We start from the raw sequence: 13571 nt of genomic DNA, 5'->3' as shown, positions 1-13571 counted from the left end.
ACGCGGCCGCGGGCGTTTTCGTTGTAGTTTTTCCGAGCCTGCCCGCCGTCGCGGGCCGGCCGGCGTGCCTTTCATGACTTATTCGCTCAATACCCTTCAAAACGCCTCGGCCGGCGAGGCGCAGCCGGTGCGGCTGCGCGCGATGCGTTTCGCGCACGAGATCACCCTGATCGCGGGGTTCGTGGTGCTCTTGTTCTGGCTGCTCGCGATGCTGAGCTTCACGCCCTCGGACGCCGCCTGGTCGACGTCGGGCACCGGTGGCGAGATCAAGAACTGGGGCGGCCGCATCGGCGCCTGGCTGGCCGACGCGAGCTACTTCCTGGCCGGCTACTCGGTCTGGTGGTGCCTGGCGGCCGGGCTGCGCGTCTGGCTGTCCTCCCTGGCCGGCTGGATGCGTGGCGGCGAGGAAGCCCCGGGCGAGCAGCCGCCGCGCGGCCCCTTCAACCGCAGCCGTCTCGCCTTCTGGTTCGGCCTGATCCTGCTGCTCTGCGCGAGCGCGATGCTCGAATGGTCGCGCCTCTACCGGCTCGAGTTCCGCCTGCCGGGACACGGCGGCGGCGTGCTCGGCTACCTGGTCGGGCCGGCGAGTGTCAAGTGGATGGGCTTCACCGGCTCGGCGCTGATCGCGATCGCCGCTGGCGTGATCGGCTCGGCGCTGGTGTTTCGCTTCTCCTGGGGCCAGATCGCCGAACGCATCGGGACGCGCCTGTATTCGCTGTTCGAGTCGCGGCGCGAAAAGCGCGAGATCGCGCAGGACATCGCGATGGGCAAGCAGGCGGTGCGCGAGCGCGAAGAGCTGTCCGCCGTCGACCCGGGTCTCGAGCCCGAGGCGCCCGACGAGGAGCTGCGCATCATTCCGCGGCTCAAGCGCCGCGCGCCCTCGCCGCCGGTGCAGATCGAGCCGGCCCTGGCCGAAGTGCCCAAGAGCGACCGGGTGGCCAAGGAGCGCCAGAAGCCGCTGTTCCGCGAGCTGCCCGACAGCAAGCTGCCGCAGGTCGACCTGCTCGACGCCGCGCAGGCACGCCAGGAAACCGTCTCGCCCGACACGCTCGAGATGACCTCGCGCATGATCGAGAAGAAGCTCAAGGACTTCGGCGTCGAGGTGCGCGTGGTGCTGGCCTCGCCGGGCCCGGTGATCACCCGCTACGAGATCGAGCCGGCCACCGGCGTCAAGGGCTCGCAGATCGTGGGTCTCGCGAAGGACCTGGCGCGTTCGCTCTCCCTGGTGTCGATCCGCGTGGTCGAGACCATTCCCGGCAAGAACTTCATGGCGCTCGAGTTGCCGAACGCGAAGCGGCAGTCGATCAGGCTCAGCGAAATCCTGGGCTCGCAGGTCTACAACGAGGGCAAGTCGATGCTCACGATGGGCCTGGGCAAGGACATCATCGGCAATCCGGTGGTGGCCGACCTCGCCAAGATGCCGCACGTGCTGGTGGCCGGAACCACCGGTTCGGGCAAGTCGGTCGGCATCAACGCGATGATCCTGAGCCTGTTGTACAAGGCCGAGGCGCGCGATGTGCGCCTGCTGATGATCGACCCGAAGATGCTCGAGATGTCGGTCTACGAAGGCATTCCGCACCTGCTGGCGCCGGTCGTGACCGACATGCGGCAGGCGGCCCACGGCCTCAACTGGTGCGTGGCCGAGATGGAGCGCCGCTACAAGCTTATGAGCAAGCTGGGGGTGCGCAACCTGGCCGGCTACAACGTCAAGATCGACGAGGCGAAGGCGCGCGAGGAGTTCATCTACAACCCCTTCAGCCTGACACCCGACAGCCCCGAGCCGCTCGCGCGCGAACCGCACATCGTGGTCGTGATCGACGAGCTGGCCGACCTGATGATGGTGGTCGGCAAGAAGATCGAGGAGCTGATCGCACGGCTGGCGCAGAAGGCGCGCGCGGCCGGCATCCACCTGATCCTGGCGACGCAGCGGCCCAGCGTGGACGTGATCACCGGCCTGATCAAGGCCAATATCCCGACCCGCATCGCCTTCCAGGTGTCGAGCAAGATCGACTCGCGCACCATCCTCGACCAGATGGGCGCCGAGGCGTTGCTGGGCATGGGCGACATGCTCTACATGCCGAGCGGCACCGGCCTGCCGGTGCGCGTGCACGGTGCCTTCGTGAGCGATGAGGAAGTCCACCGCGTCGTGGCCTACCTGAAGTCGCAGGGCGAACCGGACTACATCGAGGGCGTGCTCGAAGGCGGCACGGTCGACGGCGACGGCGATGTGCTGGGAGAGGGCGGCAGCGACGGCGGCGAGAAGGACCCGATGTACGACCAGGCGGTCGAAGTCGTGCTCAAGCACCGCAAGGCCAGCATCTCGCTGGTGCAGCGCCATTTGAAGATCGGCTACAACCGCGCCGCCCGGCTGGTCGAGGACATGGAGAACGCCGGCCTGGTGAGCGCGATGAGCGGCAGCGGCCAGCGCGAGATCCTGGTGCCGGCAAGGACGGAATAAGCTCGCCCCCAGGTAGTTGCCTCGAGTCGCTGCCAGAGGCAGCGGCTCTTCGAAGCCGTCCAAGCCTGCGCAGGCAGGCTCGGAGCCGCGGCTTCTCAGCCCCCTACCGGGGGCAACACCAGCGGCCTGGCAAAGCCAGTTCCGCGGTGTTTCACCCACGGGCCTGGCTGCGCCGGCCGGGCCCCTGACCGGCCCGGTTTTGTCGGCCTTGAAGGAACGGAATGTTGATGAAGAAATTGATTGCAGGCGCCTTGCTGGCGGCGGTGGCGGGCGGTACCTGGGCCGGTGGCATGGAAAGCCTCGAGGCTTTCGTGAAGACGGTCAAGTCCGGCCGCGCGGAATTCACGCAGACCGTGACGGCGCCGCCCAAAGAGGGCCAGGAATCGCGCCCCAAGGTCTCGACCGGCAGCTTCGAGTTCCAGCGGCCGGGCAAATTCAGGTTCGACTACAAGAAGCCCTTTGTCCAGAGCATCGTCGCCGACGGCGACACGCTGTGGCTCTATGACGCCGACCTGAACCAGGTCACGCAGCGCAAGCAGGCGCAGGCGCTCGGGTCCACGCCCGCCGCGCTGATCGCCGCCGCGCCCGACCTGCGCGCGCTGCAGGCCGATTTCGCGCTCGAGGCCGCCCCCGAGCGCGACGGGCTGCAATGGGTCAAGGCGACGCCGAAGAGCAAGGACGGCCAGCTGCAGAGCGTGCAGATCGGCTTCCAGGGCGACGCGCTGTCCGCGCTCGAGATCCTGGACAGCTTCGGTCAGCGCTCGGCGCTGAAGTTCGGCAAGGTCGAGGTCAATCCGCCGCTGCCGGCCGGGACCTTCCAGTTCAAGGTGCCGAGCGGCGCCGACGTGATCCGCCAGTAGTGCCGGCCGCGGATGGCCACCTCCACCCACCAACCTCTCGCTGAACGACTTCGCCCGCGCACCCTGGGCGAGGTGATCGGCCAGCAGCACCTGCTGGGCCCCGGCATGCCGTTGCGCATCGCCTTCGAATCCGGCCAGCCGCATTCGTGCATCCTCTGGGGCCCGCCCGGCACCGGAAAGACGACCATCGCGCGACTGATGGCCGATGCCTTCGATGCCCAGTTCCTGAGCATCAGCGCGGTGCTCGGCGGCGTGAAGGACATCCGCGACGCGGTCGAACGCGCCACCTCGGCACGCGACGGACTCGAGCAGCGCCGAACCATCGTCTTCGTCGACGAGGTGCACCGCTTCAACAAGAGCCAGCAGGACGCCTTCCTGCCGCACGTGGAGTCGGGCCTGTTCACCTTCATCGGCGCGACCACCGAGAACCCGTCCTTCGAGGTCAATTCGGCGCTGTTGTCGCGGGCCGCGGTGTATGTGCTGCAGCCTCTGGGCGAGGCCGATCTCAAGAAGATCGTGGAGCGGGCGCAGGGCATCCAGGCGGTGCCGGCGATCGACGCCGAGGCCGTCGACCGCCTGGTGGCCTATGCCGATGGCGACGCCAGGCGCCTGCTCAATACGCTCGAGACGCTGGCGGTGGCGGCCCGCGCCGAGAAGCTCGACACCCTCACGGACGAATGGCTGCTGCGGGTGCTCGGCGAGCGGCTGCGGCGCTACGACAAGGGCGGCGAGCAGTTCTACGACACCATCTCCGCCCTGCACAAGTCGGTGCGCGGCAGCGATCCGGATGCGGCGCTCTACTGGTTCGTCCGAATGCTCGACGGCGGCGCCGATCCGCGCTACATGGCGCGCCGGCTGGTGCGCATGGCGAGCGAGGACATCGGCCTGGCCGATCCGCGTGCGCTGCGCCTGGCGCTCGATGCCGCCGAGGTCTATGAGCGGCTCGGGACACCCGAAGGCGAACTGGCGCTGGCCCAGTGCGTGGTCTATCTCGCGGTGGCGCCGAAGTCCAACGCGGTCTACAAGGCCTACAACGAGGTCAAGGCCTTCATCCAGTCGGACGGCACGCGGCCGGTCCCGATGCACCTGCGCAATGCGCCGACCAAGCTCATGAAGCAGCTCGACTACGGCAAGGGCTACCGCTACGCGCACGACGAGGAGGGCGGCTTCGCGGCCGGCGAGAGCTATCTGCCCGAGGGCGTCGATCCGCCTGCGTTCTACCGTCCGGTGGAGCGCGGCCTCGAAATCCGTATTGCGGAAAAACTACGCGAATTGCGAAAACGCAACCAGGACGCCAGCCGCTGATACGCAGCTGCAGCCGCATCGGTACTCCCTTGCACGGCCCACCTGCTTGGCGATCCGCCAGCGGGAAAACCCCGTCGAATACGCGCTGGAACGGCGATCTGGCGTCACTACAATCCCGCCACAAACCCGCCGTCGTCACATGTTGGCGGGTTTTTTGCTAAGGGAGCCCCAGCGCTTGATCAGTGCGCAGGGCCAGCCGGGCGCCTCTCGAGGGCGTCGATATAAAAAGGGAATTTAGTATGGACATCTTGCTGCAGCAGATCATCAACGGTCTGGTTCTCGGCAGCATGTACGCCTTGATAGCCTTGGGCTACACCATGGTGTACGGCATCATCAATCTCATCAATTTCGCGCACGGGGAAGTGCTGATGGTCGGGGCACTGACCAGCTGGAGCATCATCGGGCTCATGCAGGAGTCGATGCCCGGCACGCCGGGCTGGCTGATTCTGCTGATCGCCCTGCTGATCGCCTGCGTGGTCGCCGCCACGCTCAACTTCGTGATCGAGAAGGTGGCCTACCGGCCGCTGCGCAACAGCCCCAAGCTGGCGCCGCTGATCACGGCGATCGGCATGTCGATCCTGCTGCAGACGCTGGCGATGATCATCTGGAAGCCGACCAACAAGGCCTATCCGAACCTGCTGTCGACCACCCCGATCCACATCGGCGGCGCGGTGATCTCGCCGACCCAGGTGATGATCCTCAGCGTGACGGCGATCTGCCTCGCGATCCTCACCTGGCTGGTCAACTACACCAAGCTGGGCCGCGCGATGCGCGCCACCGCCGAGAACCCGCGGGTCGCCGCCCTGATGGGCATCCGCCCTGACATGGTGATTTCGGCCACGTTCATCATCGGCGCCGTGCTGGCGGCGGTGGCCGGCGTGATGTATGCCTCCAACTACGGCATCGCGCAGCATGCGATGGGCTTCATTCCGGGCCTCAAGGCCTTCACGGCGGCGGTGTTCGGCGGCATCGGCAACCTCGCCGGGGCGGTGGTCGGCGGCATCCTGCTGGGCCTGATCGAGGCCATCGGCTCGGGCTACATCGGCGCGCTCACCGGCGATGTGCTGGGCAGCCACTACAGCGACATCTTCGCGTTCATCGTGCTGATCGTCATGCTCACGCTGCGGCCCTCCGGCCTGCTCGGCGAGCGCGTGGCGGACCGGGCCTGAGGAGGACGCCATGAAAAACAGCAAGAACCTCATTCTGTACGTGGTCGGCGCGGTGCTGGTGCTCGCGCTGCCGCTGCTGCTGCAGACCCAGGGCAACGCCTGGGTGCGGATCGCCGACATCGCGCTCTTGTACGTGATGCTGGCGCTCGGCCTCAACATCGTGGTGGGCTATGCCGGCCTGCTCGACCTGGGTTACGTGGCCTTCTTCGCCATCGGCGCCTACCTGTTCGCGCTGCTGGGATCGCCGCACCTGACCGACACCTTCCCGGCCATCAAGGCGATGTTCCCGAACGGGCTGCACGTGTCGCTGGTGGTGGTGGTGCCGCTGGCGCTGCTCGTGGCCGGCCTGTTCGGCGCGTTGCTGGGCGCGCCCACGCTCAAGCTGCGCGGCGACTACCTGGCGATCGTGACGCTCGGCTTCGGCGAGATCATCCGCGTGTTCCTGAACAACCTGGACCATCCGGTCAACATCACCAACGGTCCCAAGGGCATCACGGCGATCGATCCGGTGCACTTCTGGGGCCTCAACCTGGGCAAGGCGCTCAAGTTCGACGGCTTCACGATCTCGTCGGTCACGCTGTACTACTACCTGTTCCTGATGTTCGTGATCTTCACCATCGTCATTTCGCACCGGCTGCAGCTCTCGCGCATCGGCCGGGCCTGGATGGCGATCCGCGAGGACGAGATCGCCGCCAAGGCGATGGGCATCAACACCCGCAACATGAAGCTGCTGGCCTTCGCCATGGGCGCCAGCTTCGGCGGCGTGTCCGGCGCGATGTTCGCGTCGTTCCAGGGCTTCGTGTCGCCCGAGTCCTTCAGCCTGATGGAGTCGGTGATGATCGTCTCGATGGTGGTGCTGGGCGGCATCGGTCACCTGCCGGGCGTGATCCTGGGGGCGATCCTGCTGTCCGCGCTGCCCGAGGTGTTGCGCTATGTCGCCGCCCCGCTGCAGGCGATGACCGGCGGCCGGCTCGACGCCTCGATCCTGCGCCAGCTCTTCATTGCGCTGGCGATGATCATCATCATGCTGGTCCGTCCGCGCGGCCTCTGGCCGTCGCCGGAGCATGGCAAGTCGCTGGCACGCAGGGGCGTGCAGCCGGCCTCGGGCATGCCGGCGGCAGCGCCGGGGATCGAGACACCGGCCGATGAAGTGCCCGGCGCCGCCTCGCGCCCGATGTCGATCAATCCGTGAGTCAGGGGCGCAAAACATGACTGAAACCATCCTCGACGTCCGCGGCATTTCCAAGCGCTTCGGCGGCCTGCAGGCCCTCTCCGACGTCGGCATCAAGATCCTGCGTGGCCAGGTCTACGGGCTGATCGGCCCCAACGGCGCCGGCAAGACCACCTTCTTCAACGTCATCACCGGGCTCTATTCGCCCGACAGCGGCAGCTTCGAACTGGCCGGCAAGCCCTATCAGCCAACCGCGGTCCACGAAGTCGCCAAGGCCGGCATCGCACGCACCTTCCAGAACATCCGCCTCTTCGCCGAAATGACTGCGCTCGAGAACGTGATGGTCGGCCGGCACGTGCGCACGCACTCGGGCGTCTTCGGCGCGATCTTCCGCCCCCCCGGGTTCAAGGCCGAGGAGGCCGCGATCGCCGAGCGCGCGCACGAGCTGCTCGAATACGTCGGCATCGGCAAGTTCGCCGACTACAAGGCCCGCACGCTGTCGTACGGCGACCAGCGGCGGCTGGAGATCGCCCGCGCGCTGGCGACCGATCCGCAGCTGATCGCGCTCGACGAGCCCGCCGCCGGCATGAATGCGACCGAGAAGGTGATGCTGCGCGAGCTGATCGACCGCATCCGCAAGGACAACCGCACCATCTTGCTGATCGAGCACGACGTGAAGCTGGTGATGGGCCTGTGCGATCGCGTGACCGTGCTCGACTACGGCAAGCAGATCGCCGAGGGCACGCCGGCGGACGTGCAGAGAAATGAAAAAGTGATCGAGGCCTACCTCGGCACGGGAGGGCACTAGATGGCACAGACTCTACTTAAAGTGAGCGGCGTGAAGGTCGCGTACGGCGGCATCCAGGCCGTCAAGGGCATCGACTTCGAGGTCCGCGAGGGCGAGCTGGTGTCGCTGATCGGCTCCAACGGCGCGGGCAAGACGACCACGATGAAGGCCATCACGGGGACGCTGCCTTTCCTCGGCGGCGAGATCGAGTTTCTCGGCAAGAGCATCAAGGGCCGCGGCGCCTGGGACCTGGTCGGCGAAGGCCTGGTGATGGTGCCCGAGGGCCGCGGCGTGTTCACCCGCATGACGATCACCGAGAACCTGCAGATCGGCGCCTATATCCGCAAGGACAAGGCCGAGATCGCGAAGGACATCGACCGCGTCTTCGCGACCTTCCCGCGCCTGAAGGAGCGGGCCACGCAACTGGCCGGCACCATGTCGGGCGGCGAGCAGCAGATGCTCGCGATGGGCCGCGCGCTGATGGCGCGCCCCAAGGTGCTGCTGCTGGACGAGCCGTCGATGGGCCTGTCGCCGATCATGGTCGACAAGATCTTCGAGGTCGTGAAGCAGGTCTACGACCAGGGCGTCACCGTGCTGCTGGTCGAGCAGAACGCCAGCCGCGCGCTGCAGCTGGCCGATCGCGGCTACGTGATGGAGTCGGGCCTGATCACCATGAGCGGCGACGCCAAGATCATGCTCAGCGACCCCAAGGTACGCGCTGCGTACCTTGGGGAATAGTTGCTCGCCCCCAGGTTGCCCGGCACTTCGTGTCCGGGCGCCCACCCCCTACCGGGGGCAACACCGGTGGCCCGGCAAAGCCGGTTCCACGGTGTTTCACCAACGGGCCTGGCTGCGCCGGCCGCGGGCGGCTGATCAGTCGACCTTTGCGCCGGTGGCCTTGACGACCTTTTCGTACTTGGCCAGTTCGCTCTTCATGAAGGCGCCGAACTGATCGGGCGTGCTGGCCACCGGTTCGGCCAGCAGTGATGCGAAGCGGGTCTTGGTCTCCGGCGATTCGAGCGCGGCGACGAAGGCGTGGTTGAGCTTGGCGACCACCTCGGGCGGCGTGCCGGCCGGTGCCACCAGGCCCCACCAGGTGTCGATCGAGAAGCCCTTCAGCGTGGCGGCCACCGTCGGTACCTCCGGCAGCGCGCTGCTGCGCTGCGCGGTCGTGACCGCGATCGCCTTCAGTTTGCCGGAGCGGATGTTCGGCGCTGCGGTCGCCAGGTTGTCGAAGTTGAAGTCGACCTGACCCGACAGCAGCGCAAGCTGCGCCGGGTTGCCGCCGTTGTAGGGAATGTGCACCGCGAAGATGCCCGCTTCCTTCTTGAACAATTCGCCCGCCAGGTGGCCGGCGCTGCCGTTGCCGCCGCTGCCGTAGTTGAGCTTGGCCGGATTGGCCTTGGCGTAGGCGATCAGGTCGGCCAGCGTGTTGATCTTCAGGCGCTGCGCGGTCTCGGCATTCATGACCAGCACGTTGGGCACCCGCACCATCTGCGTCACCGGAGCGAAGTCGGTGGCGGCGTTGAAGGGCATCCTGGCGTAGAGCCAGGGATTGACCGCGTTAGTGGCGGTGGCCGCGATGCCGATGGTCAGGCCGTCGGGAGCGGCCTTGGCCACCGCGTCGGCACCGATGTTGCCGCCGGCGCCGGGCTTGTTGTCGATGATGACCGTGCCCAGCGAGTCCTTGACGCGCTCGGCCAGCACCCGCGCCGTGACGTCGATCGGCCCTCCCGCGGCATAGGGCACGATCAGCCGGATCGGCCGCTGTTGGGCGCTCGCCTGGCCGGTGGCCAGCAGGGTGGCGGCCGACAGGAGGGTCAGCAGGAAGTGTCTGGCTTTCATGGATTCCATCGCGTGTGTCTCAGGGCAGGGCCTTGTCGGCCTCGGTGGTGAAGGCGTCGGCGTAGAACTCGTCTTCCGGCAGGCCGCGCTGCGCGACATAGTCGTGCTTCGCGGCATCGACCACCACCGGCGCGCCGCAGGCATAGACCTGGTAGCCCGACAGGTCGTCGAAGTCCTCCAGGACTGCGCAGTGCACGAATCCGGTTCGGCCGCGCCAGTCGTCCTCGGGCACCGCGTTGGAGACCACGGGCACGTAGCGCAGGTTGGGCATCTGCTGCAGTTGCGTGCGCACCCAGTCGTCCATGTACAGATCCTCCGGCCGCCGGCCGCCCCAGTACAGGGTCGCCGGACGTTCGATGCCCTTGAATTTCATGTGCTCCAGCAGCGCCTTGATCGGCGCGAAGCCGGTGCCCGACGCCAGCAGCACCAGCGGTTTGTCGGAATCCTCGCGCAGGAAGAAGCTGCCGTAGGGGCCCTCGATGCGCAGGATTTCCTTCTCCTTCATGTCGCCGAAGACGTGGTCGGTGAACTTGCCGCCCGGCAGGTGCCGGATGTGCAGCTCGAGCCCGGTGCCTGCCTGCTGCAGCGTGTGCGGCGCATTGGCCATCGAGTAGCTGCGCCGTGTGCCGTCGCGCAGGATGAACTCCACGTACTGTCCGGCATGGAACTGCAGTGGCTCCCCGGCGGGCAGCTGCAGGCGCAGCAGGACCACGTCGTGCGACTGTTTCGCGAGCGCCAGCACCCGCACCGGCATCTTGCGGATCGGGAAGGCGCCGGCCTCGGTGACCTGGCGCGATTCGAGCACCACGTCGCCTTCCGCCCGCGCGCAGCAGGTCAGCACGTAGCCGGCCAGCTGCTCCTCGGCGCTGAGCGCCTTGCTCTGATGTGGGCCCAGGGTGACCTTGCCCGACAGCTTCTTGCACTTGCAGGAGCCGCAGGCGCCGTCCTTGCAGCCATAGGGAAGGCCAATGCCCTGGCGGATGCCGGCGGCGAGGATGGTTTCGTCGGCCAGGGCGACGAAATGGCGCCCGCTCGGTTCGATCGTGATCTGAAAGCCCGCTTCGCTCGGCGCTGCGCTGGTCATGGGTATTCTTCGTTCTCTGCTCAAAAGGGAGAACGGATTTTGCCCTCAATCAACAGCCCCCTCGGTGCGAGGCCCTCGCGCTTCCGGCGCGAACGCGTGCTCGTGGTCGGTTGCGGCGACGTCGGGCTGCGGGCGGCCCGGCTGCTGCGGGGCCGCGTGCAGCTGATCGCGCTGACCTCTTCGCTCGCCCGGGTGCCCCTGCTGCGGCAGGCCGGCATCACGCCGATCGTCGCGGATCTGGACCGGCCGGCGTCGCTGCGGCGGCTTTCAGGCCTCGCTACCCGGGTGCTCCATCTGGCCCCGCCGGCCCGCGTGGAGGAGGGCGCACGATGGTGGCGCGATGCGCGCAGCCTGGCGCTGGCGCGTGCCTTGCGGCTGCGCTCGCTGCCCTCGGCCCTCGTCTACGGCTCGACCAGCGGGGTCTACGGCGATTGCGGCGGCGCCCTGATCGCAGAGACGCGTGCGGTGCGGCCCGATACGCCGCGCGCGCACCGCCGCGTCGATGCCGAGCGCACGGTGCGTTGGCTCGGACGTGCCGGGGTCGCCACGCGCATCCTGCGCATTCCCGGCATCTATGCGCCCGACCGCGAGGGTGGCACGCCGCGCGAGCGCTTGCGCCGGGGCACGCCGGTGCTGCGCGCCGAGGACGATGTCTATACCAACCACATTCACGCCGACGACCTGGCCCGCGCCTGCGTGGCGGCGCTGTGGCGCGGCGGCTCGCAGCGCGTGTTCCACGCCAGCGACGACAGCGAGATCAAGATGGGCGACTACATCGAGCTCGCGGCCAGGCTGTACGGCCTGCCGCTGCCGCCGCGCATCGCGCGCCACGAGGCGCAGGCGCAACTGCCCTTGTCGCTCCTGAGCTTCATGGGCGAATCGCGGCGGCTCGACAACACGCGATTGAAGCGCGAGCTGCGCGTGCGGCTGCGCTATCCGACGGTGGCCGCGGGGCTGCGATCGGGCGGCTGAAATATCCGGCAGCCGTTGCGCGAAACGCGGGCCGGCAAAATCGGCGCATGCCAGTTACCCAGCTCTCCGTCTATTTCTTCCTGCAGGTCGCGCTCATCATCGCGGTCTGTCAACTCGTCGGCCGCCTGGCGCGCCGGATCGGACAGCCCCAGGTCGTGGGCGAGATGATCGCCGGCGTGATGCTCGGCCCTTCGCTGTTCGGACTTTTCCTGCCCGAGTTGCAGCGCGCCCTGTTTCCCAAGGAGACGCTGGGCATGCTCTACGTCGGGGGCCAGCTCGGGGTGGGCTTGTACATGTTCCTGGTCGGCACCGAATTCCGCGCCGACCATTTCAAGAGCCGTTTTCGAAGCGCCGCCTCGGTGTCCGCAGCCGGCATCCTGGTGCCGTTCGTGCTCGCCTTTGCGCTGACGCCATGGCTGCACGAGATTCCGGGCCTGTTCTCGGCCCGCGCCAAGCCGCTGGAGGCGGCGCTGTTCCTCGGGGCGGCCATCGCCATCACCGCCTTTCCGATGCTGGCGCGCATCATCCATGAGCGCGGTCTCGCGGGCACCTCGCTCGGCACACTGGCATTGACGGCGGGCGCGGTCGACGATGCGGCCGCCTGGTGCATCCTGGCGGTCGTGCTGGCGAGCTTCGGCGGCTCGTGGGGCGGTGCCTATGCGGCGATCGGTGGCGGGGTGGGCTACGCGCTCTTCATGGTGTTCATCGGTTCCCGGCTGCTCAAGCGGCTGGCGCGGCACGTCCGGCCGGACGCGCCCCTGAGCAGCTCGCTGCTGGCGGTCGTGCTGGTGCTGTTCTGCCTGAGCGCCTTCGCGATGGATGCGATCGGCATCCATGCGGTCTTCGGCGGCTTCCTGCTCGGCGCGGTGCTGCCGCGCGGCGTCCTGACCGAGAAGCTGCGCGAGCAGCTCCAGCCCTTCGTCGTCATCTTCCTGCTGCCGATGTTCTTCACCTATTCGGGCCTCAACACCCGGCTGGCGGTGCTGTTCGAGCCCGGCATCCTGCTCGGCGCCATGGCCATCCTGGCAGCCTCGTTCTGCGGCAAGGGCATCGCCTGCTGGGCCGCGGCCCGGTTGGCCGGCGAGAACCAGCGCGATGCGCTCGCGATCGGGTCGCTGATGAATGCGCGCGGCCTGATGGAGCTCATCATCATCAACATCGGCCTGCAGGCCGGCGTGATCCTGCCGGGCCTGTTTTCGATCCTGGTGCTGATGGCGATCTTCACGACGCTGATGGCGACGCCGCTCTTCAACTGGGTGACGCGCGATCGCAGCGCGGGCGCGCGCATCGAGGCGCCGGCCTGATGCCTCCCGCCGCCAGGCCGGGTCACGCTCGATCCTGTGCTTGCTCCGGAGCTCGCCGAAGGCGTGCGAACTCGGCCTGCTTCGGTGCCAACTGCGCTGAGCCTAGATGTAGTCCAGCGGCAGGGCGGTCGTGCACTTGATCTGCTCCATGGCGAAGCTGGATGAGACGCCTGAAAGTTCGATGGCGCCCACCAGCCGCTTGTACACCGCGTCGTAGCCGCTGACGTCGGGCACCACGACGCGCAACAGGTAGTCGATGTCGCCGCTCATGCGGTAGAACTCGACGATCTCCGGGATGCCGGCCACGACCTTGCAGAGCTTCTGCATCCATCGGTCATCGTGCTGCGTGGTGCGAATGGAGACGAAAACGGTCACCCCGACATTGAGCTTCTGTGGGGAAAGCAAGGTGACCTTGCGCAGGATGTAGCCCTCCCGCTCGAGCCGTTGCACGCGCCGCCAGCATGGCGTGGTGGAGAGGTGCACCGCCTCGCTGAGCTGCTGCAGGGAGATGGTGGCATCCCGCTGCAGGTGTTCCAGAATCAACTTGTCAATGCGATCCATGGGAAAACTTTTCTCATAATTTAACGTTTAGGGGTTTGATCATTCTCCATGGATC

General features: G+C 67.4%; 12 protein-coding genes. 9 read left to right on the top strand and 3 right to left on the bottom strand.

Features of this window, described 5'->3' with window-relative positions; translation table 11 throughout:
* The first annotated feature begins 73 nt into the window (after positions 1–73).
* The 7 genes from AC1D2O_RS32705 (at position 74) to AC1D2O_RS32675 (ending at position 8488) form a co-directional block, all read left to right on the top strand.
* Positions 74–2458, top strand: coding sequence for a DNA translocase FtsK (locus AC1D2O_RS32705; protein ID WP_478158550.1), 2385 nt, complete (start codon positions 74–76; stop codon positions 2456–2458).
* A 227-nt stretch (positions 2459–2685) separates the two neighbouring features.
* A complete protein-coding gene (gene lolA / locus AC1D2O_RS32700; RefSeq protein WP_478094163.1) occupies positions 2686–3318 on the top strand; it encodes an outer membrane lipoprotein periplasmic chaperone LolA in 633 nt (210 codons plus the stop codon).
* 12 nt (positions 3319–3330) lie between these two features.
* Positions 3331–4623, top strand: coding sequence for a replication-associated recombination protein A (locus AC1D2O_RS32695; RefSeq protein WP_478094161.1), 1293 nt, complete (start codon positions 3331–3333; stop codon positions 4621–4623).
* A gap of 239 nt (positions 4624–4862) precedes the next feature.
* Positions 4863–5792: a branched-chain amino acid ABC transporter permease gene (locus tag AC1D2O_RS32690; protein ID WP_442285758.1), complete on the top strand. Its 930-nt coding sequence runs from the start codon at positions 4863–4865 to the stop codon at positions 5790–5792.
* A 10-nt stretch (positions 5793–5802) separates the two neighbouring features.
* Positions 5803–6984, top strand: coding sequence for a branched-chain amino acid ABC transporter permease (locus AC1D2O_RS32685; RefSeq protein WP_478094531.1), 1182 nt, complete (start codon positions 5803–5805; stop codon positions 6982–6984).
* Positions 6985–7000: 16 nt separating this feature from the next.
* Positions 7001–7771: an ABC transporter ATP-binding protein gene (locus AC1D2O_RS32680; protein ID WP_478158549.1), complete on the top strand. Its 771-nt coding sequence runs from the start codon at positions 7001–7003 to the stop codon at positions 7769–7771.
* Complete coding sequence (locus AC1D2O_RS32675) at positions 7772–8488, top strand: ABC transporter ATP-binding protein (protein WP_478095081.1); 717 nt, start codon at positions 7772–7774, stop codon at positions 8486–8488.
* A gap of 135 nt (positions 8489–8623) precedes the next feature.
* Here AC1D2O_RS32675 and AC1D2O_RS32670 read toward each other — a convergent pair whose 3' ends face one another.
* A complete protein-coding gene (locus tag AC1D2O_RS32670) occupies positions 8624–9595 on the bottom strand; it encodes a Bug family tripartite tricarboxylate transporter substrate binding protein (RefSeq protein WP_478158559.1) in 972 nt (323 codons plus the stop codon).
* Between the two features lie 19 nt (positions 9596–9614).
* Positions 9615–10679 (bottom strand): CDP-6-deoxy-delta-3,4-glucoseen reductase, encoded by a 1065-nt coding sequence (locus AC1D2O_RS32665; protein ID WP_478158548.1) that lies wholly within the window; start codon positions 10677–10679, stop codon positions 9615–9617.
* 39 nt (positions 10680–10718) lie between these two features.
* On the opposite strand from AC1D2O_RS32665, the gene AC1D2O_RS32660 reads away from it, so the two are divergent.
* A complete protein-coding gene (locus AC1D2O_RS32660; RefSeq protein WP_478158547.1) occupies positions 10719–11651 on the top strand; it encodes an NAD-dependent epimerase/dehydratase family protein in 933 nt (310 codons plus the stop codon).
* 47 nt (positions 11652–11698) lie between these two features.
* Complete coding sequence (locus AC1D2O_RS32655) at positions 11699–12955, top strand: cation:proton antiporter (RefSeq protein ID WP_478158546.1); 1257 nt, start codon at positions 11699–11701, stop codon at positions 12953–12955.
* Positions 12956–13057: 102 nt separating this feature from the next.
* On the opposite strand, the gene AC1D2O_RS32650 is transcribed toward AC1D2O_RS32655, so the two are convergent.
* Positions 13058–13516 carry an Lrp/AsnC family transcriptional regulator gene (locus AC1D2O_RS32650; protein WP_478158545.1) on the bottom strand — a complete coding sequence of 153 codons (459 nt, stop codon included), beginning with the start codon at positions 13514–13516 and terminating at the stop codon, positions 13058–13060.
* Positions 13517–13571 lie beyond the last annotated feature (55 nt).

This window comes from Variovorax sp. P1_G12 (genome assembly GCF_056405555.1).
Note: the sequence above shows the minus strand (reverse complement) of the source record. Positions and strands in the feature narration are given on the sequence as shown.

What these genes read in the sequence shown, in the direction of transcription:
- AC1D2O_RS32705 (WP_478158550.1), top strand. Translation starts at nt 74, where the DNA reads ATGACTTATTCGCTCAATACCCTTCAAAACGCCTCGGCCGGCGAGGCG.
- lolA (WP_478094163.1), top strand. Translation starts at nt 2,686, where the DNA reads ATGAAGAAATTGATTGCAGGCGCCTTGCTGGCGGCGGTGGCGGGCGGT.
- AC1D2O_RS32695 (WP_478094161.1), top strand. Translation starts at nt 3,331, where the DNA reads ATGGCCACCTCCACCCACCAACCTCTCGCTGAACGACTTCGCCCGCGC.
- AC1D2O_RS32690 (WP_442285758.1), top strand. Translation starts at nt 4,863, where the DNA reads ATGGACATCTTGCTGCAGCAGATCATCAACGGTCTGGTTCTCGGCAGC.
- AC1D2O_RS32685 (WP_478094531.1), top strand. Translation starts at nt 5,803, where the DNA reads ATGAAAAACAGCAAGAACCTCATTCTGTACGTGGTCGGCGCGGTGCTG.
- AC1D2O_RS32680 (WP_478158549.1), top strand. Translation starts at nt 7,001, where the DNA reads ATGACTGAAACCATCCTCGACGTCCGCGGCATTTCCAAGCGCTTCGGC.
- AC1D2O_RS32675 (WP_478095081.1), top strand. Translation starts at nt 7,772, where the DNA reads ATGGCACAGACTCTACTTAAAGTGAGCGGCGTGAAGGTCGCGTACGGC.
- AC1D2O_RS32670 (WP_478158559.1), bottom strand. Translation starts at nt 9,595, where the DNA reads ATGAAAGCCAGACACTTCCTGCTGACCCTCCTGTCGGCCGCCACCCTG.
- AC1D2O_RS32665 (WP_478158548.1), bottom strand. Translation starts at nt 10,679, where the DNA reads ATGACCAGCGCAGCGCCGAGCGAAGCGGGCTTTCAGATCACGATCGAA.
- AC1D2O_RS32655 (WP_478158546.1), top strand. Translation starts at nt 11,699, where the DNA reads ATGCCAGTTACCCAGCTCTCCGTCTATTTCTTCCTGCAGGTCGCGCTC.
- AC1D2O_RS32650 (WP_478158545.1), bottom strand. Translation starts at nt 13,516, where the DNA reads ATGGATCGCATTGACAAGTTGATTCTGGAACACCTGCAGCGGGATGCC.